The sequence below is a fragment of the Klebsiella sp. 64 genome (assembly GCF_018223915.1).
In the GTDB taxonomy this organism is placed as follows: Bacteria; Pseudomonadota; Gammaproteobacteria; order Enterobacterales; family Enterobacteriaceae; genus Klebsiella; species Klebsiella pneumoniae.
In genome coordinates this window covers 160,010-178,829 of record NZ_JAGRQZ010000036.1, presented here as the reverse complement: position 1 = coordinate 178,829, position 18,820 = coordinate 160,010, and the positions used below count along the sequence as shown (strand labels likewise).

Sequence of the window (18,820 nt, the reverse complement as noted above, 5' to 3'; positions counted from 1 at the left end):
GCGCGCGCGTAAACCGGGCTAACCCCCCGCCCGGCGATGGCCGGGCGGGCATTCTTTAGGCTTTCAGGCTGGCGCCGCGGCTGGCAATCACCTCTTTATACCAGCTAAAGCTCTTCTTCTTACTACGCGCCAGGGTGCCGGTACCGTCATCATGGCGGTCGACATAGATAAAGCCGTAGCGCTTCGATAGCTCCGCTTTTGAGGCGCTCACCAGGTCAATCGGTCCCCAGCTGGTAAAGCCCATCAGCTCAACGCCATCGTCAATGGCTTCCCGCGCCTGCACCAGGTGGTCGTTCAGGTAACTGATGCGGTAGTCATCGTTAATGCTGCCGTCGGCTTCCACCTTATCTTTGGCGCCCAGACCGTTTTCCACGATAAACAGCGGCTTCTGGTAGCGATCCCACAGCACGTTCAGCAGTGTGCGCAGGCCCAGCGGATCTATCTGCCAGCCCCACTCCGAGCTCGCCAGGTGCGGGTTCGGCACCATGCTGAGAATATTGCCGCGCGCCTGCTGGTTCAGCGCCTCGTCGGCGGTGACGCAGCCGGTCATGTAGTAGCTGAAGGAGATAAAGTCGACGGTGGTTTTTAGCGCTTCACGATCGGCGTCGGTGATGGTGAGCGTGATGCCGTTGTCACGGAAATAGCGCTGCATATAGCCCGGGTACGCGCCGCGCGCCTGTACGTCGCCGAAGAACTGCCAGCTGCGGTTCTCCTGCAGCGTCTCGAACACATCCTCCGGTTTGCAGCTCAGGGGATACATCAGCCCGCCGAGCAGCATATTGCCGATTTTGCCCTCAGGCACCAGCTCATGACAGGCTTTGACCGCCAGCGCGCTGGCCACCAGCTGGTGGTGAATCGCCTGATACACCTCGCCTTTGCTGCTGCCGGCCGGCAGGCCGACCCCGGTCATCGGGGCATGTAGCGACATATTGATTTCGTTAAAGGTCAGCCACAGTTTGACCTTATTTTTATAGCGGCTGAACACCGTCCGGGCGTAGCGCTCAAAGAAGCCAATCACCTCCCGGCTGCCCCAGCCGCCATAGTTTTTTACCAGCGCCCATGGCATTTCATAATGCGACAGCGTCACCAGCGGGGTGATGTTGTGCTTCGCCATCTCGTCGAACAGCTTGTCGTAGAACGCGAGGCCGGCTTCGTTCGGCTCGGCGTCGTCGCCGTTGGGGTAGATGCGGGTCCAGGCGATGGAGACTCGCAGGCAGTTAAAGCCCATCTCGGCAAACAGGGCGATATCTTCCGGATAGCGATGGTAAAAATCGATCGCCACATCTTTTATGCCGCTGTCGCCGGGTACGCGCTCGACCACTTCGCCGAAAACGCCGTGCGGCTGCACATCGGAGGTGGATAAGCCTTTGCCATCTTCCAGATAAGCACCTTCCACCTGATTGGCCGCGGTCGCGCCGCCCCATAAAAAATCCGTCGGGAATGTTTTCATCTTTTTCTCCTGTGATTAATGGCTGACTGACAACAGCGGCTGACCGGCTTCGACGGTGCTGGACGCCACCGTATCAATCTCCCGGTAGTCGTCGCTGTTGCTGATAATGATCGGGGTCGCCAGGTCGTAGCCGGCGTCCAGAATCGCCTGGCGATCAAACTCAATCAGCAGATCGCCGGCCTGTACCCTGTCGCCCTCTTTCACATGCGCGGTAAAGGGCACGCCGTCGAGTTTGACCGTGTCGATGCCGACGTGGATCAGCAGCTCAATGCCGCTGTCGCTTTGCAGGCCGATGGCGTGTTTAGTCTGAAACAGGGAGGCCACTTCGCCCGGGAACGGGGCAATCACTTGGCCCACCGCCGGGATAATGGCGACCCCTTTACCCAGCAGGCCGCTGGCGAAGGTGCTATCCGGCACCTGCTCGAGGGCGATAACGCTGCCGCTCATCGGCGCCAGAATATCGTTTGCCGAGGCCGGGGCTACCGTCACGGCGCCCGGTGCAGCGCTGGCGCGCGGCAGGCCGGCGAAGAAGGTCAGCACGCAGGCGAGCACGAAAGCCACGCCGGTGCCGATAAGCCCGCCCCAGACGCTGGCGTCAATCCCGCCGGGCGGGATCATCTGCGCCGGGAAAAAGATGTTTGGCAGGCCAAACGAGTAGGCATAACTGTTGCTAAAGGCAGTGATCGCCCCGCCAATCGCCCCGGCGACACAGCCGAAGATAAACGGACGGCGCAGCGGCAGAGTCAGGCCATAGATAGCCGGCTCAGTGATGCCGAACAGCCCGGCGGAGAAGGCGGAACCGGCCAGCACCCGCTGACGCGCATCGCGGGTGGCGAGGAAAATACCGAGCACGGCGCCCACCTGGGCAATCACCGCCGGAAGAATAATCGGCAGCATGGAGTCGTGACCAAGTACCGTCATGTTGTTGATCATCAACGGCACCAGCCCCCAGTGCAGGCCGAAAATAACGCACACCTGCCACATGGCGCCCAGTACCGCGCCCGCCAGCCATGGGGCAAACGCATAAATGAACTGGTAGCCGTTGGCCAGCAGATGGCTCAGCCAGGTGGCGACCGGGCCAATCACCAGGAAGGTGAGCGGGACCACCACCGCCAGGCAGATGGCCGGGCTGAAGAAGTTTTTCATCGATGACGGCAACAGCGCGTTGCTCTTGCGTTCCAGCCAGCAGCAGACCCATGAGGCGAGAATAATCGGGATCACTGACGAGCTGTAGTTGATAAAGGTCACCGGAATGCCGAGAAAGTGCTCCACCGCCGCGCCCGGCGCCTGGCTGGCCTCAAAGGCCTGAATCATCAGCGGGTGGGTTAACGCCCCGCCAATCACCATCGAGATAAACGGGTTGCCGCCAAACTTCTTCCCGGCGGTATAGCCAAGAAACAGCGGGAAGAAAAAGAACAGCGCGTCGCTGGCGGCAAACCAGATTTTATAAGTCCCCTGCTCCGGCGTAAGCCAGCCGCAGGTCACCGCCAGCGCCAGCAGGCCTTTCAGCAGACCGGTTGCCGCCATCACGCCGATAAACGGTGTAAAAATGCCGGAGATGATGTCGATAAGCTGGCTTAACACCGATCCTTTGGCCGCTTTTTCCTCGGCAACCGGTTCGCTGTCATCGCTTAACCCCGACTCCTGGCGCACCGCCAGCCAGACGTCGTGAACGTGGTTGCCAATCACCACCTGCAACTGGCCGCCGCTCTCCACCACCATAATCACGCCCGGATTGGCCTTCAGCCCTTCGGCATCGGCTTTGCCGTTATCCTTCAGTTTAAAACGCAGACGTGTCGCACAGTGAACCAGACTCACAATGTTCTCTTTGCCGCCGACGCGGTTGAGAATATCCTGCGCGAGTGCTTTATATTCCATGCTCTTTTCCTTACTGCCGCTGCCCGCAGACAACCGGCGACTGAGTAGTAAAAAATAAAAAAACCCGAGAACCACGCCAGTGGGCGTCGCGCTCAGGTTTTGCCTGCATCATGCAGTAACAATCCAGTTTTGTTGGGGAGAATTAACGCCCCTCTTTTCTTACCCGTTCGATATGAATGGCAAGAAACATAATTTCTTCGGTGGTCAGCGACCGCTGATACTGCTTTTGCAGATGCGTCGCCACCGTTTCCGCACACTTCCACGCTTTGGCGTAGTTATCTTTCACCGCGCTGTGCAGCGAGACGTCGTCATCTTCCACCACCGTGCGCGTCAGCATCCGCTGGGCGAAAAACTTCAGGTGGGTGACGAAACGCTGATAGCTCAGCGACTCTTCATCGTAGTTAAGCTGCAGCTGATACTTCACCAGCTGCAGGATCTCCTGCATCACCCGGGTCACGTGCATGACCTCCGGCATTTCGCTGTTGAGCTGCGCCGTCACCAGATGCAGGGCGATAAATCCGGCTTCATCCTCCGCCAGTTCCACGCCGAGCCTTTTGGCAATGATGGCCCTTGCCTCCTGGCCCAGCGCGAACTCCTTCGGATACAGCCGCTTAATCTCCCACAGCAGCACGTTACGCAGTGCGATGCCCTTTTTCTGCCGCTCGATAGCAAAATGACAGTGATCCGTTAACGTGATGTACAAACTTTCCTGTAACTTGCCCAGCCGTCCGCGTGCCAGGTCGATAATGCGATCGCAGGTGGTCATCACTTCTAACGGTATTTGACTGAGCAGCTCGCCTAAGCGGCCGACCAGCTCATCGCTTTGTAAGGCGAAAACTTTTTCAATTTTACTGTCGTCCAGCACGTCGCCCGGGCGTTTCTGAAAGGCCAGCCCTCGCCCCATCACCACCTGTTCGCGCCGGTGCTCGTCGAGAACCACCACCACATTGTTATTGAGTACTTTGGCGATTTGCATATAGACCCCAGAAACAAAAAAACCTGACCCCCGACGAAACGCCAGGTGATCAGGTTTTGCCTGCCGCAGCAGTTGCAATCCAACACCCGCACTGTAACAACTTCTGCTGCGCGCTCAACCTGACAAGTGAAAAAACGTGATTAAGATCGCGACTATCAGAAGGTCACGACGGTTTTCCACTCCACTACCCACGCATCCTGGGTCTGCGCGACGCCGCCCGGACGGTGCCAGTACTGCAGGCCCGGCTGCAGCTCCAGCCAGGAGACCGGGCGGAAGCGATAATAGAGCTCACCGTTCAGCGAATGACCGGCCACCGGCTGGTAAGCCGGATCGTTATAGTCGGTGGCGCCGCTTATCTGATTCATATAGCGCTGATTACGTGCGTAGTGGCTGCTCATGTCGATCCACGTCAGGCCGAAGCCAATCCAGTCCTCCGGGCGGGCGTCAAACAGACCGCGGTAGCGCATGGAGGCGGCGACGGCGGAGTGGATATAGTTGCTGCGCTGGTCGCTGAGGCTGCCGCTCAGTGAGACGCTCATCCCCCGCAGCGGGTCGTCGGCGTGGCGGGTGATCTGCTGGTTCAGGCCGGCGTACATAAACCAGGTGCTATCGTGCTCGGCGTAACCTTGCGGATCGGTCGCCCCGGCGCCGCCGGATTTACCGCTGTAGAGGTCGCTCTGCGGCGCGTTAGTCCAGACCACGCCAAGGTTATAGGCTCCCGGCAGGCCATTAATCAGCGGACGGGTTTCGATCTCCATCGGCAGTAAGATGCCTTTGCTACCCTTCGTCGACCAGCTCCACGCGTGGCTGCGCGCGGTAGCCTGCGGGTTTTGCTCCATCACCCCGCCTTTCAGGGTGACCGTCGGCGTCAGCTTGTACTCCAGGGTGGTGCCCCAGGTGTGAATGTTCCAGTTATTCCAGGTCAGCGAGTTGGCCGATTTCCCACCGCACTGGGTCAGCAGCTGAAAATCGCAGGGAATGATCTGGTCGAAGGTTTGCACCTTGTTCATCATGCCGATGCGCCAGGTCAGGCGGCGGTCGTCAAAGCTGCGGGCAAAGGTGAGCCAGCCAAGGCGGGTAATCGACCCGCCGCCCCAGCTCTCCTGCGATAGATCGTTGAAACTCACCCGCGGATCCTGCAGCCGTTTCGTGGTGAGATTATCATCGTGGTTGCGGTTGACGATGTTGCCTTCGAGACGCGCATCCGGTATGCCGGTCCAGCGCTCCAGATCCTGGGTAAAGGTCAGCGCCACCTGGTCAATATAGGCCAGGTGTTTATCATGGTCATAACCGCCGCCGGCGTTGTAGGCCATCTCGTTAAGATAGCCGAGATTATAATGAAAGCCGTTTTCTTCAAGGATCGGACGAATGCCTAGCATATCGCCCAGCAGCCCTTGCTGCCCGGCTTCAAACCCCAGCGCGCTGCCGTTCCACGCCGGGATGTCCGCGGCGCTCACGGCAGGCGCCATGGCCGCCAGCATAGCGCCGATCAAAAGCTGATTTATTTTTTTGTTATGCATTGTGATATCCACCGTGACTGAATAAAAACAAAGGGGATCCCCAGGCTATTTATTTACCCGTTTTCTTTTTTTAAAAATGAATGGCAAAAAGCGTCTGTCGGTAATAAAACCGCGACAATGCCAGAGAAATCGTTATTCACATCTCATTGTTTTACATCATCATTTTATCCACCCTGAATTTTTACCAAAAAAAAACCTAAGCACTTTGCGCCACGAATGACGAAAGTGCTTAGGTTTTGCCTGAGTTCAGTAGCAATCCTGAATTGATTGACCGCACATTATCACTTTATTCAACCCATGCCTATCATCAACAGGCATGCAAGTAATAATATGTGAAGCGAATAACAGTATGGCGGTTAATAGCGGCCGATCGCCGCCGCTATTTCAGCAGACGTTTGCAGGGCGCGAATTTCATTAAACAGGGTCAGCGCCTCGGTATATTCCTTGCGTAAATAGCCTAACCACTGCTTAATTCTTGCCACATGATACAGGCCGGTATCACCCTGCTTTTCCAGGCGGGTATATTTTTGCAACAGCTGGACCACCTGCGGCCACGGCATGCGCGGTTCGTTGTATTTGATCACCCGGCTGAGGTTCGGCACATTGAGCGCCCCGCGGCCAATCATCACCGAATCGCAGCCGGTGACAGCCATACAATCCTGGGCGCTTTGCCAGTCCCAGATTTCACCGTTGGCGACCACCGGGATAGTCAGGCGCTGGCGGATCTCGCCGATCGCCTGCCAGTTGATGCGTTCGGCTTTGTAGCCATCTTCTTTGGTACGGCCGTGAACCACCAGTTCGCTGGCCCCCGCCTGCTGCACCGCGTCGGCGATTTCAAAGCGCCGTTCACCGCTGTCCCAGCCAAGACGAACTTTCACCGTCACCGGCAGATGCTCGGGAACCGCCTCTCGCATGGCTTTCGCGCCGCGATAGATCAACTCTGGATCTTTCAGCAGCGTTGCCCCGCCGCCGCTGCCGTTTACCAGCTTCGACGGACAGCCGCAGTTTAAATCCACCCCCCATGAACCCAGCGCCACCGCGCGGGCGGCATTTTCCGCCAGCCACTCGGGATATTGTCCCAGCAGCTGGACGCGTACGCGGGTTCCGGACGGCGTGCGGCTCTGGTGATGCAGTTCCGGGCATAGCCTGTAGAACGATTTTACCGGCAGCAGTTGATCCACCACGCGCAGAAATTCGGTGATGCAGAGATCGTAATCGTTAACCTCGGTCAGCAGCTCGCGCACCAGCGAATCGAGCACGCCTTCCATCGGCGCCAGTAGAACACGCATATCGTTACCCGAAAAAAAAAGAGGCGCTATGGTAGCGCCTCCGGGCGCTGGTTGAAAGCGCTCAATGCGTCGGACCAGACGCACGCCGTTCCCCGCACGCTCGATGCGGCAAAGCGGCGAGATAATCTCTATGCTTTACAGGGGTCTGTGGCGTCCCATTCGCCTTTATTTGCCGCGCCTCATCCAGCAAGGTAGCGTGGGGAGCGATCCCGCCTGAGCCGCAAGGTGTCGGGCCCTGACGGGTGAGACTATGGTTCCCGTAAGCTATCAGCGCTATGCATAGAATTCATGATGTGATCGGTAGCACATTTTAGGGATTAATTGTATGATGAATGCACTTCATCAAGGGTTATTACCATGAGTAAATCGCTGACTATTATCTGGCAGTACCTGCGGGCTTTCGTCCTGATTTACGCCTGCCTGTACGCCGGAATTTTTATCGCCGGGCTGCTGCCTATCACTATCCCCGGCAGCATCATCGGCATGCTGATCCTCTTCGTGCTGCTGGCGCTGCAAATTATGCCGCCGCAATGGGTCAACCCCGGCTGCAATATCCTGATCCGCTATATGGCGCTGCTGTTCGTGCCGATCGGCGTTGGGGTGATGCAGTACTGGGATCTGCTGCGCGCCCAGCTGGGGCCTGTCGTTATCTCCTGCGCCATCAGTACGCTGGTGGTGTTTGTAGTGGTGAGCTGGAGCTCCCATTTGGTGCATGGCGAACGTAAAGTGATTGGCCAAAAAGGAAAAGAAGAATGATGCATGAAATCTGGTGGTCGCTACCGCTAACCCTGATCGTCTTTTTTCTCGCCCGCAAACTGGCGGCCCGCTTTAAGTTCCCGCTGCTCAACCCGCTGCTGGTGGCGATGGTGGTGATTATTCCATTTCTTCTGCTGACCGGGATCTCCTATGAGCGTTATTTTGCCGGCAGCAAAGTCCTGAACGATCTGCTGCAGCCGGCGGTAGTGGCCCTTGCGTTCCCGCTGTATGAACAGCTGCACCAGATCCGCGCCCGCTGGAAATCTATCATTACCATCTGCTTTATCGGCAGCTGCGTGGCGATGATCACCGGCACCACCGTCGCTCTGCTGATGGGCGCCACGCCGCAAATCGCCGCCTCTATTCTGCCTAAGTCAGTCACTACGCCGATTGCTATGGCGGTTAGCGGCAGCATCGGCGGCATTCCGGCCATCAGCGCCGTGTGCGTAATTTTTGTCGGCATCCTCGGCGCGGTATTTGGGCATACGTTGCTTAACCTGATGCGCATTCGCACCAAAGCGTCGCGTGGCCTGTCAATGGGCACCGCCTCGCACGCCCTCGGCACCGCCCGCTGCGCCGAGCTGGACTATCAGGAAGGCGCGTTTAGCTCACTGGCGCTGGTGCTATGCGGGATCATCACCTCGTTGATGGCGCCGTTCTTATTTCCGCTGATCCTCGCAGTGGTAGGTTAATAGTGATTTAAATCACATTTTTTAATGCAACAAATCAGAGTTGCATAAAGAATGAGATATTCATCACATATGGAACCGCTGGCCGCCCGTACACTGGCTTCCCATTACACTGTTATGAGGCAACGCTATGCACTCACGTTTTCAAGCTGCTTTGACGACTCTGGCAGCAGATCTGCAGGCGGCCATCGCCCCGATGCTCGCCGACCCGCATTTCCCGGCGCTGCTCGAAGCCGATCAGGTGGCGACGCTGCAGCATGCGACAGGTCTGGACGAAGACGCGCTGGCTTTTGCGCTACTGCCGCTTGCCGCTGCCTGCGCGCGCCCCGACCTTTCTCATTTTAACGTCGGGGCTATCGCCCGCGGCGTCAGCGGCCGCTGGTACTTTGGCGGCAATATGGAGTTTCTCGGCGCTACCATGCAGCAGACCGTTCACGCGGAACAGAGCGCCATCAGCCACGCCTGGCTGCGCGGCGAGACCTCCCTGCGCGCTATCACGGTGAACTACACGCCGTGCGGTCATTGCCGTCAGTTTATGAACGAACTGAACAGCGGGCTGGCGCTGCGCATTCATCTGCCGGGTCGCGAAGCGCATGCCCTGGAGCACTATCTGCCGGACGCCTTTGGCCCGAAAGACCTGGAGATCAAAACCCTGCTGATGGATGAACAGGACCATGGCTTCCCGGTCAGCGGCGATGCCCTAACCCAGGCAGCTATTCAGGCCGCCAACCGCTGCCATGCGCCCTACAGCCACTCGCCTTCCGGCGTGGCGCTGGAGCTGAAAGACGGTACCATTTTCAGCGGTAGCTATGCGGAAAACGCAGCGTTCAACCCGACGCTGCCGCCGCTGCAGGGGGCGCTGAATCTCCTGAGCCTCAACGGCTATGATTATCCCGCTATCCAGCGGGCAATCCTGGCGGAGAAAGCCGACGCGGCGCTGATCCAGTGGGATGCCACCGTCGCCACCCTGAAGGCGCTGGGCTGCCACAATATTGAGCGCGTCCTGTTAGGTTGATCAGCCTGAGCAGATTGCCGGACGGCGTCTTCGGCTTATCCGGCCGACTTTTTATACCGTTAGGTGTCGGGTGGCGCTACGCTTACCCGACCTACGGTTCGCGCCATGGCGACCTGAAGATCCCTATGCCGGGTGTCGGCTCACGCCTTACCCGGCCTGCATTCGGCGATCTGTCTATATTGCTGAAAATCCCCGCAATCAAACGCGGGTTTCTTGCGCTTACCCGGCGGGTAAAGTAGCCTGAAGACTCCGTTGTCTATTATTGAGCCAAGTTCATGTTAAAGCGTGCGTTCTACAGCCTGTTAGTCCTGCTCGGCCTGCTGCTGTTGACCGTGCTGGGCCTTGACCGCTGGATGAGCTGGAAAACCGCGCCCTATATCTATGATGAACTGCAGGACCTGCCCTACCGTCAGGTCGGTGTGGTGCTGGGCACCGCCAAATATTACCGCACCGGCGTCATCAATCAGTATTACCGTTACCGCATCCAGGGTGCGCTGAACGCCTACAACAGCGGCAAGGTCAACTATCTCCTGCTGAGCGGCGATAATGCTCTGCAAAGCTACAATGAACCGATGACCATGCGTCGGGACCTGATTAAAGGCGGCGTCGATCCCGCGGATATCGTACTGGACTATGCCGGTTTCCGTACCCTCGACTCGATCGTCCGTACCCGGAAAGTGTTCGACACCAACGACTTCATTATCATCACCCAGCGCTTCCACTGCGAACGGGCGCTGTTTATCGCCCTGCATATGGGGATCCAGGCCCAATGCTACGCGGTGCCGTCGCCGAAGGATATGTGGAGCGTGCGGCTGCGCGAGTTCGGCGCCCGCTTTGGCGCGCTGGCGGACCTCTATATCTTCAAACGGGAACCGCGCTTTCTCGGCCCTCTCATCCCGATTCCGGCGCAGCAGCATGACGTGCCGGATGACGCCCAGTCCTACCCGGCCGTCACCCCGGAGCAGCTGCTGGAGTTGCAGAAAGGAAAGTAGCCTCCATCAACGCATTCGTTTCAGATATAAAAAAACCCGCGCCAGGCGCGGGTTTTTGATGCGTTCAATCTTATTTCTTACGGGCGTATTTCAGGGAGTCCAGCGCCACGGCGAAGATAATAATCGCCCCCTTAATAATGTACTGCCAGTAAGGGTTGACGCCGATATAGGTCAGGCCGTAGTTGATGACGGTGAAGATAATCACCCCGGTCACCACGCCAAACACCGTCCCTACCCCGCCGCTGAACGATACGCCGCCCACCACACAGGCGGCGATGGCGTCCAGTTCATACATAAAGCCGAGGTTATTGGTCGCCGAACCGATACGTCCGGCTTCCAGCAGGCCGCCGAAGGCGTAGAACACGCCGGAGAGGGCATAGATCATCAGCAGGTTTAACGCTACGTTAACCCCGGAGACCTTCGCCGCTTCCGGGTTACCGCCGATAGCGAAAATGTTTTTGCCAAAGCGCGTCTTGTTCCACAGGATCCAGACAAAGAAGACGGCAATCAGCGCGTAGAAGGTAATGTAGGACAGGCGGAAGGAGCCCAGCGCCACAAACCCCTGCGCGAAATGGGAGAAGTGGCTGTCGAAGCCGGAGATCGGCGACGCGCCCACGAAGTCGTAGTACAGCGAGTTAATGCCGTAGACGATAATCATGGTGCCGAGAGTGGTAATAAACGGCGTCACGTTCAGGTAGGCAATGACGATCCCGTTAATCAGGCCGATGACCGCCCCGATGGCGCACACCAGCAGGATCACCAGCGGGATCGGCATGGTCGCCATATCCGGGAATACTTTATTGGCATTATCCACCGCCTGCAGCATGGTGGCGGCAATCACCGCCGCCAGACCCACCTGACGGCCGGCGGAGAGGTCGGTCCCCTGCGTGACGATAAGTCCGGCCACGCCGAGGGCAATAATAATACGCACCGAGGACTGAGTCAGAATATTACTCAGGTTGAGCAGACTTAAAAATGTCGGATCCTGGAAAATAATAATGGCCAGCAGGACCAGAAGGACAACATATATCCCACCCTCTTTCAGGTAAGTGAGAAAACTCTTTTTATTTAACGCACTCATGTGAAGCCCCTGATCTTAAAGGTGCAATGACGCAAGACGCAGTATTTCGTTTTGCGTAGTGGTTTTAGTCTCAACAATGCCCGCGACCAGGCCGTTGCTCATCACCAGAATGCGGTCGGTAATCCCCAGCAGTTCCGGCATTTCGGAAGAAATAATAATGATCCCTTTGTCTTTTTTAGCCAGTTCGGCAATCAGCTGATAGATTTCAAACTTGGCGCCGACGTCGATACCGCGCGTTGGCTCATCCAGCATCAGGATCTCCGGCTGGGTCAGCAGCCAGCGGCCTATAATGACCTTTTGCTGGTTACCACCGGAAAGCGAGCCAATCTGCGTATGCTGACCGGGGGTTTTGACGCGCATCGAGTCAATAACCCATTGGGTATCGCTCTTCATTCGCGAGTTATCCAGCAAGCCGATGCTGTTTTTATATTTCTTAATATTGGAGATCAGCGAGTTAAATCCGATATCCAGATAGGCGTAAATCCCGGTAGAGCGCCGCTCCTCGGTCACCAGCGCAAAACCGTGGTTAATCGCCTCGTTGGCGCTGTGGTTGTTGATCTTCTTGCCGTGCAGCGTGATGGTGCCGCTGGCCTTCTCACGGATGCCGAACAGGGTCTCCACGATGTCGGTGCGTTTAGCGCCCACCAGGCCGGCGATACCGAGAATTTCGCCCTTATGCAGGTCAAAGGAGACATCGCGAATGGAGGGCTGGCGCAGCGAGGTGAGATTGCGCACCTGGAGGATCACTTCGCCCGGAGTGTTTTCGCGATCCGGAAAACGCTGGTTAAGCGAACGCCCGACCATCATGGCGATGATCTTATCCATATCCAGCCCTTCCAGCGGCTGGGTGGCGATCCACTGGCCGTCGCGCAGGATGGTTATTTCATCGCACAACTGGAAAATTTCTTCCATTTTATGCGAGATATAGACGATACCGCAGCCGCGATCTTTCAGCTTACGGATGATCTTAAACAGATGGTTGACCTCTTTTTCCGTCAGCGATGACGTCGGCTCATCCATGATGACGATTTTGGCGTCATAGGAAAACGCCTTCGCGATCTCAATCATCTGCATCTGAGATACCGATAAGGTACCGACGCGGGCGCGCGGATCGATATCAATATCCAGCTCATCAAAAATGGCCTTGGTATCCCGGTACATTTTGTCCTGATCGACAAACATGCCTTTAGTTGGATAGCGCCCGAGCCACATGTTATCCATGACCGAACGCTGTAATACCAGGTTTAATTCCTGATGCACCATCGAAATACCGTTTTCCAGGGCTTCTTTCGCCGAATGGAAATCGATCTCTTTTCCCTGAAAAAGAATGCTACCGGAATCTTTTTGATAGATCCCAAAAAGGCATTTTAATAATGTCGATTTACCGGCGCCGTTCTCACCCATTAACGCATGAATGGAGTGCGGACGAACCTTCAGGTTGACATTATCAAGAGCCTTGACGCCAGGAAACGATTTGTTGATGTTGCTCATCTCCAACAAATATTCGCCTGACCGTTCGCTATTATTGCTGACCATAGTTATACCTGGCTGCGTTCATGCAAGCCCCGTCCGGCGCACTAGCGCCAGCAGGAGTCTGGTTCTGTATCAGGAATAATCGGGCGTGGATAACCCACGCCCGCAACTCACATCACGATTATTTGCCGGTAAACTGGCTCAGGTTGTCTTTATCGACGCCCACGTAGGGGACGCGAACAATCTTGTTGTCAATTTTCCAGTTGGTGCCTGCCGCGGCGTCTTTCCCGTCGGCAAGGTTTTTCGCCAGCTCGAAGGTCGCTTTCGCCTGGTTGTTGGCATCGTTCAGCACAGTACCGGCCATCGCGCCGGATTTCACCAGCGCCAGGGCTTCCGGCAGGGCATCAACGCCGAACACCGGAATGCTGCTCTTGTTGTGCGCTTTCAGCGCTTCAACCGCGCCCATCGCCATGGCGTCGTTGTTAGCGATCACCACTTCAATCTTGTTGGCATTCGGGCCGGAGAGCCAGGCGTCCATTTTGTCTTTCGCCTGGGCGGTATCCCACATCGCGGTATCCAGCTGCAGCTGCTGGGTCTTCAGACCTTTATCATTCAGCTCTTTAATAACGTAAGTGGTACGCGCTTCCGCATCCGGATGGCCCGGCTCGCCTTTCAGCAGAACGTACTGGATCTGACCGTCTTTATTCAGATCCCAGTTCGGGTTGGCTTTCCAGTGCTTGGCGATCAGATCGCCCTGAATAATCCCGGACTCTTTCGAGTCGGTACCGACGTAATAAGCCTTGTCATAACTATCCAGCGCTTTGCGGGAAGGCTCTTTGTTGAAGAACACCACCGGAATATTCTGCCCGCGCGCCTTTTCAATCACCGTACCTGCGGCGGCCGGGTCAACCAGGTTAATCGCCAGCGCCTTCACTCCTTTCGCCAGCAGCACGTCAATCTGATCGTTTTGTTTCGACTGGTCGTTCTGCGAATCATTCATCAATAGCTGGACGTCTGGCGCGGATTTGCCATCTTTTTCAATCGCCTTACGCACTACCGACATAAAGTTGTCGTCATATTTATAAATCGTCACGCCGATACGGGTATCTGCTGCGTGTGCGGCGGCGCCAAATAACAGACCAGCCATTACAGCAGACAGGGTAAACACCTTCTTATTCATGGAATCTCCGGTTTTATTATGCAGGGTCATTATTGTGAGAAAATGCAGGCGGGATTTGTTGCATTAGTGTTACCGCACAACGCATTTCACGACGAAAATTCGGTCTTCCGTGTCGGGTAACGCTCCAGAAAAATACGACTGTAAAACTCGTTTAACGCCTTGTTCCTACTAAATAAAGTGAGGAATATCCATCACCTCGTGGTTCAGACTGGTAAACGCTGCCATCATAATAAGGCGAATGTTAATATACTGTGAATTTACTCACAAATTGAAAGCGGTTACATCCCGCGATCGCGTCAGTTAGTGATCGGCCCCACAGTTTGCCGCTGGGCAACGGAATGACGGCGCACCAGCGTCGGCATAAAGCAGTGCGTCGCCTCGCGATCCAGCTTGCCGGCCGCCCCCAGCAGCGCCAGCTCGGTGGCCAGCTTTGCCATCGACATTACCGGATAGCGCACGGTGGTGAGCTGAGGATCGGTGTAACGGGAAATAGGAATATCATCAAAGCCAATCAGCGACAGATGCTGCGGCACGACAATGCCGTTGTCCTTCAGCGTCGTCAGCGCGCCGGCCGCCATGCTGTCGTTATAGGCAAACACCGCGGTGAGGCCGAGATTGCGCCCCAGCAGTTCGACCATCGCCGCTTCACCGCCCTGCATATCCGGGGAGCCGGAACCGATCCAGCTGTCCGGGGCGATGATGCCTTGCTCCTGCAGCGCTTTGCTCCACCCTTCCCGGCGCATATCGTCATCTTCAATGCCGTGGTTTGAGGAGAGATAGCCGATGCGCTGGTGACCATGATTGAGCAGCATACGGGTGGCCATCAGCGCGCCGCTGACGTTGTCGAGTCCGACGCAGCGATGGGCATACCCCGGCACGATGCGGTTGATCAGCACCATCCCCGGGATATGTTGCATAAAGTCGCTCAGTTCATCATCGCTCAGCGCTTTCGAATGGACGATCAGCGCCGAGCAGCGCTGACGGATCAGCACCTCGATGGCGTGACGCTCTTTTTCCGCCTCGTGATAGCTGTTGCCGATCAGCACATATTTCTGATGCTGCTGAGCAACGGTATCCACTGCTTTCACCAGCGCGCCGAAGAAGGCGTCGGAGACGTCCATCACCACCACGCCGATGGTATCGCTGACCTGGGTGGCCAGCGCCTGGGCGTTGGCGTTGGGCCGGTAGCCCAGTTGGGTCACCGCTTTCATCACCACGTCGCGCGTATCCGGACTCACCAGCGCGCTGTTATTCAGCACCCGCGACACGGTGGCCACGGAAACGCCCGCCTGGCGGGCGACATCACGAATGGTGATCATACTCAGCGACCTTAAGAGAATTACAGCACGTCACATTCACCTCCTGTGCTTAGCAAGGAGGATATTCTGGCAGCGACCCGCGGTCCGCTGCGTGAGTGAGGTCACACGGCTGGAAACGTTTACATCCGTTTTGTTAATGATTGTGATCGAGATCGTTATCTGGATGTATCTTTCAATGATGTGCCTGACGCACGCAGGGTTAACTGACGCCACAGCCATTCCACCGGCCCCTGGCGGAAGCGGCGCAGCCAGAGCGATGAGACAAGGAGGTTAACGGCCCAGATGGGGGGGACAAAGGCCAGCAGCTGCAGACGATCGAAGCGCATAAACAGCCCAAGATGATAAAACAGGGTGGTGCAGATCAGGGTCTGCAGCAGGTAGTTGGTCAGCGCCATGCGTCCGACGCAGGCGATAGCGCCCACCAGGCGGAAACGGCAGAGCTGCGGCCAGTAGCCCCAGGCCAGCGCGGCATAGCCGATAGCCTGCAGCGGGGCGCTAAGTTCGCGCGGCGCCTGCAGTAAAAACGCGCACCAGCGATAGTCCCAGGCCAGATACCACTGGGCGAATATTGCCGGCAGATTGACCGCCATGCCGGCCGCCACCAGCAGCGCGCCGGTACGCCGGTAGTGACGCAGGCTAAACTGCCCCTTCAGCCAGCCGCTGCGCATCAGCGCCGCGCCCATCAGCATCATCCCAGCCAGCTGCCAGCCATACTGCGCGCCCAGCGCCAGTAGATTGTCAGATAGCATATCCGCCCGGTTGCTGACCGCCTCCATGCCACCGTGCAGCTTCCAGTACTGCTCATACTGCAGGTTCGCCGCGTCCGGCGCCCACGAGCGATTCGCCGCGGTCCCGGAGATCAGCCCCAACAGGACCAGCACCGCAATGCCGGTGAGGTAGAGCACCACCCCGGTGTTGAACAGCGATTTGACATGGTGCGCCTCACGCACCATGCGCCAGCTCACCAGCCCCACCAGGGCATAGGCCAGCAGAATATCGCCATCCCAGAAAAAAAGACCGTGAATGAAACCGAGCAGCGCCAGCAGCGTCAGCCGCGACTGGATCCAGCGCTTCCCTCGCGGAAGCAATAGCTGAAGACCGGCGCCAAACAGCAGCGCGAACAGGGTGAGAAACTTCACCTGCGCCAGCAGGTCGAGGAGCGCCCAGGTCCAGGCATCGCTAAGGGACGCGCTTCCTGACCAGGCGGGATTGAGATAAGCGGCCTTCGGCAAGCCGAAGGCGCTGATATTGAGAAGCAGGATACCGAGGATGGCGACGCCGCGGACAAAGTCCAGCGTGACATTTCTCTCCATGCACCCTGCTCCGTTTTAGTCGTGGTGACGTACTGCGCGCAGGAATTCCTGGCGGGTATTCTGGCTGGATTTAAACAGGCCGCCGAGAGAGGTGGTGGTGGTGGCGCTGGTCGCGTCGCGAATGCCGCGCGCCTTCACGCAATAATGCACCGCGTCAATGGATACCGCCACGTTGTTGGTGCCGAGCAGCGTCTGCAGCGCGATCAGGATCTGCTGCGTCAGACGCTCCTGGACCTGCGGACGTTGGGCGAAGAACTGCACGATGCGGTTGATTTTCGACAGGCCGATCACCGAATCTTTCGGGATATAGGCTACCGTCGCTTTACCATCGATGGTAACGAAATGGTGTTCGCAGGTGCTGGTCAGGGTGATATCGCGCACGGTGACCATTTCATCGACCTTCATTTTGTTTTCAATGACGGTGATTTTCGGGAAGCGAGAATAATCCAGCCCGGAGAAGATCTCATCGACATACATTTTGGCGATGCGATGCGGGGTCTCCATCAGACTGTCATCACTCAGATCCAGATTCAGCAGTTGCATAATCTCGGTCATATGACCGGTAATCAAACGCTTGCGTGTTTCGTTATCAATTTCTTGTACTGGCGCACGCATCGGCGTCTCCAGCCCACGAGCGACCAGCGCTTCATGAACGAGGACGGCTTCTTTACTCAGTGATGACATTTATGTTTCTCCTGCAGGTGTGGCGCTCTTTGCTTTTTCTGGGGGCAAAGTTTGTATTCATTGTGCGTGAGGTGGCGCACAGAATCCAGTAGCCGTAACGATAATTATTGAAATTGGCGCTGCCTTTTATTAGGGAGCGAAGCCATGCCTCAGGCGCGACGCCAAATCCTTATCGCCGTATCCGGAATGTTCCAACCGCTGTACGCATTCATAAGCGCCGTCGCTACACCGGCATGTTGGCTATAAGTTGCATTAATGATGCAGTAAGTTCTCAAAAGGAGAAAGTGAAAGTTGCTCACCGGCTAATGAAATATCTGTATTATGAACGTTTACGCGCACATCCCTTCCGAGGAGCCTTGCATGGAACTGCTTGAAGAGCATCGCTGTTTTGACGGCCAGCAACAACGCTGGCGTCATCACTCCCCTGTCCTGAACTGCGCCATGACGTTCAGCATTTTTTTACCGCCTGAGCGCGAAACGCCGCCGCCGGTGCTGTACTGGCTGTCGGGGCTGACCTGTAACGATGAGAACTTTACCACCAAGGCGGGCGCCCAGCGCATTGCCGCCGAGCTGGGCATCGCGCTGGTGATGCCGGATACCAGCCCGCGCGGTGACGAGGCGGCCAACGACGACGGTTACGATCTCGGACAAGGCGCCGGCTTCTACCTGAACGCCACCGAGGCGCCCTGGGCGGCGCACTACCGAATGTACGATTACCTGCGTGACGAACTGCCCGCGCTTATTCGTAGCGAGTTTAGCGTCGGCGAACGCTGCGCCGTCAGCGGCCACTCGATGGGCGGCCACGGCGCGCTCATTATGGCGCTCAAAAATCCCGGCCGCTACGCCAGCGTCTCCGCCTTCGCGCCGATCGTCAATCCCTCCCAGGTCCCGTGGGGCAAGAAAGCGTTTACCGCCTATCTCGGCGCGGATGAATCGGCATGGCACTCCTGGGACAGCTGTGCGCTGATGCAGGCCAGCCGGCCGGAGGACGCCGTGCCGACGCTTATCGATCAGGGCGACAACGATCCATTCCTTGCCGGACAGCTGCAGCCGGCGGTACTGGCGGAGGTCGCGCGGCAGAAGGCCTGGCCGTTAACGCTGCGCATCCAGCCCGGTTACGACCACAGCTATTACTTCATTGCCTCGTTTATTGAAGACCATCTGCGCTTCCATGCGCAGCATCTCTTTGGCTAAACGCCAATGCG

Annotated in this window: 15 protein-coding genes and 1 pseudogene; 5 read left to right on the top strand and 11 right to left on the bottom strand. The window is 57.1% G+C overall.

Translation table 11 applies throughout. The features are described 5' to 3' along the window. Positions 1 to 55: 55 nt before the first annotated feature. The 5 genes and pseudogenes from KHQ23_RS23045 to dusC form a co-directional block, all read right to left on the bottom strand. Positions 56 to 1,450 (bottom strand): glycoside hydrolase family 1 protein, encoded by a 1,395-nt coding sequence (locus KHQ23_RS23045; protein ID WP_023301154.1) that lies wholly within the window; start codon positions 1,448 to 1,450, stop codon positions 56 to 58. 15 nt (positions 1,451 to 1,465) lie between these two features. After that, a pseudogene (gene bglF / locus KHQ23_RS23040) lies at positions 1,466 to 3,440 on the bottom strand (PTS beta-glucoside transporter subunit IIABC). A gap of 30 nt (positions 3,441 to 3,470) precedes the next feature. Beyond that, positions 3,471 to 4,304 carry a transcriptional antiterminator BglG gene (gene bglG / locus KHQ23_RS23035; RefSeq protein WP_002912842.1) on the bottom strand — a complete coding sequence of 278 codons (834 nt, stop codon included), beginning with the start codon at positions 4,302 to 4,304 and terminating at the stop codon, positions 3,471 to 3,473. Between the two features lie 155 nt (positions 4,305 to 4,459). Further along, positions 4,460 to 5,824 carry a carbohydrate porin gene (locus tag KHQ23_RS23030; RefSeq protein ID WP_004175080.1) on the bottom strand — a complete coding sequence of 455 codons (1,365 nt, stop codon included), beginning with the start codon at positions 5,822 to 5,824 and terminating at the stop codon, positions 4,460 to 4,462. 356 nt (positions 5,825 to 6,180) lie between these two features. Continuing rightward, the gene (gene dusC / locus KHQ23_RS23025; RefSeq protein WP_002912862.1) at positions 6,181 to 7,113 is read right to left on the bottom strand and encodes a tRNA dihydrouridine(16) synthase DusC; all 933 of its coding nucleotides are present in this window, start codon (positions 7,111 to 7,113) and stop codon (positions 6,181 to 6,183) included. Positions 7,114 to 7,470: 357 nt separating this feature from the next. Between dusC and KHQ23_RS23020 the strand changes: the two genes are divergently transcribed. The 4 genes from KHQ23_RS23020 to sanA all read left to right on the top strand — a co-directional run bounded on the left by KHQ23_RS23020 (position 7,471) and on the right by sanA (position 10,565). Then, positions 7,471 to 7,869, top strand: coding sequence for a CidA/LrgA family protein (locus KHQ23_RS23020; protein ID WP_002912865.1), 399 nt, complete (start codon positions 7,471 to 7,473; stop codon positions 7,867 to 7,869). Then, complete coding sequence (locus KHQ23_RS23015) at positions 7,866 to 8,561, top strand: CidB/LrgB family autolysis modulator (RefSeq protein WP_002912867.1); 696 nt, start codon at positions 7,866 to 7,868, stop codon at positions 8,559 to 8,561. Before KHQ23_RS23020 ends, KHQ23_RS23015 begins: the two co-directional genes overlap by 4 nt. A 127-nt stretch (positions 8,562 to 8,688) precedes the next feature. Further along, the gene (gene cdd / locus KHQ23_RS23010; protein ID WP_002912869.1) at positions 8,689 to 9,573 is read left to right on the top strand and encodes a cytidine deaminase; all 885 of its coding nucleotides are present in this window, start codon (positions 8,689 to 8,691) and stop codon (positions 9,571 to 9,573) included. A 275-nt stretch (positions 9,574 to 9,848) separates the two neighbouring features. Beyond that, positions 9,849 to 10,565, top strand: coding sequence for an outer membrane permeability protein SanA (sanA, locus tag KHQ23_RS23005; protein ID WP_004211527.1), 717 nt, complete (start codon positions 9,849 to 9,851; stop codon positions 10,563 to 10,565). Positions 10,566 to 10,635: 70 nt separating this feature from the next. Here the strand turns inward: sanA and mglC are convergent, their stop codons facing one another. The 6 genes from mglC to folE form a co-directional block, all read right to left on the bottom strand. After that, on the bottom strand, positions 10,636 to 11,646 hold the full coding sequence (gene mglC / locus KHQ23_RS23000) for a galactose/methyl galactoside ABC transporter permease MglC (protein WP_002912871.1): 1,011 nt from the start codon (positions 11,644 to 11,646) through the stop codon (positions 10,636 to 10,638). Positions 11,647 to 11,661: 15 nt separating this feature from the next. Next, positions 11,662 to 13,182, bottom strand: a complete 1,521-nt coding sequence (mglA, locus tag KHQ23_RS22995) for a galactose/methyl galactoside ABC transporter ATP-binding protein MglA (protein ID WP_004175074.1) — start codon at positions 13,180 to 13,182, stop codon at positions 11,662 to 11,664. Between the two features lie 118 nt (positions 13,183 to 13,300). Further along, on the bottom strand, positions 13,301 to 14,299 hold the full coding sequence (gene mglB, locus KHQ23_RS22990; RefSeq protein ID WP_002912878.1) for a galactose/glucose ABC transporter substrate-binding protein MglB: 999 nt from the start codon (positions 14,297 to 14,299) through the stop codon (positions 13,301 to 13,303). Between the two features lie 296 nt (positions 14,300 to 14,595). Continuing rightward, a complete protein-coding gene (gene galS / locus KHQ23_RS22985; RefSeq protein WP_002912919.1) occupies positions 14,596 to 15,618 on the bottom strand; it encodes an HTH-type transcriptional regulator GalS in 1,023 nt (340 codons plus the stop codon). 155 nt (positions 15,619 to 15,773) lie between these two features. Further along, positions 15,774 to 16,931 (bottom strand): DUF418 domain-containing protein YeiB, encoded by a 1,158-nt coding sequence (gene yeiB / locus KHQ23_RS22980; protein WP_002912921.1) that lies wholly within the window; start codon positions 16,929 to 16,931, stop codon positions 15,774 to 15,776. Between the two features lie 15 nt (positions 16,932 to 16,946). Continuing rightward, positions 16,947 to 17,615 carry a GTP cyclohydrolase I FolE gene (gene folE / locus KHQ23_RS22975; RefSeq protein WP_004184878.1) on the bottom strand — a complete coding sequence of 223 codons (669 nt, stop codon included), beginning with the start codon at positions 17,613 to 17,615 and terminating at the stop codon, positions 16,947 to 16,949. Between the two features lie 360 nt (positions 17,616 to 17,975). Here folE and fghA point away from each other — a divergent pair, with 360 nt between their 5' ends. Continuing rightward, a complete protein-coding gene (fghA, locus tag KHQ23_RS22970) occupies positions 17,976 to 18,809 on the top strand; it encodes an S-formylglutathione hydrolase (protein WP_004151123.1) in 834 nt (277 codons plus the stop codon). The last annotated feature ends 11 nt before the right edge of the window (positions 18,810 to 18,820 follow it).

Bases quoted from the DNA above. Each gene is read 5' to 3' on its own strand.
- KHQ23_RS23045 (WP_023301154.1), bottom strand. From the start codon at position 1,450: ATGAAAACATTCCCGACGGATTTTTTATGGGGCGGCGCGACCGCGGCC.
- bglG (WP_002912842.1), bottom strand. From the start codon at position 4,304: ATGCAAATCGCCAAAGTACTCAATAACAATGTGGTGGTGGTTCTCGAC.
- KHQ23_RS23030 (WP_004175080.1), bottom strand. From the start codon at position 5,824: ATGCATAACAAAAAAATAAATCAGCTTTTGATCGGCGCTATGCTGGCG.
- dusC (WP_002912862.1), bottom strand. From the start codon at position 7,113: ATGCGTGTTCTACTGGCGCCGATGGAAGGCGTGCTCGATTCGCTGGTG.
- KHQ23_RS23020 (WP_002912865.1), top strand. From the start codon at position 7,471: ATGAGTAAATCGCTGACTATTATCTGGCAGTACCTGCGGGCTTTCGTC.
- KHQ23_RS23015 (WP_002912867.1), top strand. From the start codon at position 7,866: ATGATGCATGAAATCTGGTGGTCGCTACCGCTAACCCTGATCGTCTTT.
- cdd (WP_002912869.1), top strand. From the start codon at position 8,689: ATGCACTCACGTTTTCAAGCTGCTTTGACGACTCTGGCAGCAGATCTG.
- sanA (WP_004211527.1), top strand. From the start codon at position 9,849: ATGTTAAAGCGTGCGTTCTACAGCCTGTTAGTCCTGCTCGGCCTGCTG.
- mglC (WP_002912871.1), bottom strand. From the start codon at position 11,646: ATGAGTGCGTTAAATAAAAAGAGTTTTCTCACTTACCTGAAAGAGGGT.
- mglA (WP_004175074.1), bottom strand. From the start codon at position 13,182: ATGGTCAGCAATAATAGCGAACGGTCAGGCGAATATTTGTTGGAGATG.
- mglB (WP_002912878.1), bottom strand. From the start codon at position 14,299: ATGAATAAGAAGGTGTTTACCCTGTCTGCTGTAATGGCTGGTCTGTTA.
- galS (WP_002912919.1), bottom strand. From the start codon at position 15,618: ATGATCACCATTCGTGATGTCGCCCGCCAGGCGGGCGTTTCCGTGGCC.
- yeiB (WP_002912921.1), bottom strand. From the start codon at position 16,931: ATGGAGAGAAATGTCACGCTGGACTTTGTCCGCGGCGTCGCCATCCTC.
- folE (WP_004184878.1), bottom strand. From the start codon at position 17,615: ATGTCATCACTGAGTAAAGAAGCCGTCCTCGTTCATGAAGCGCTGGTC.
- fghA (WP_004151123.1), top strand. From the start codon at position 17,976: ATGGAACTGCTTGAAGAGCATCGCTGTTTTGACGGCCAGCAACAACGC.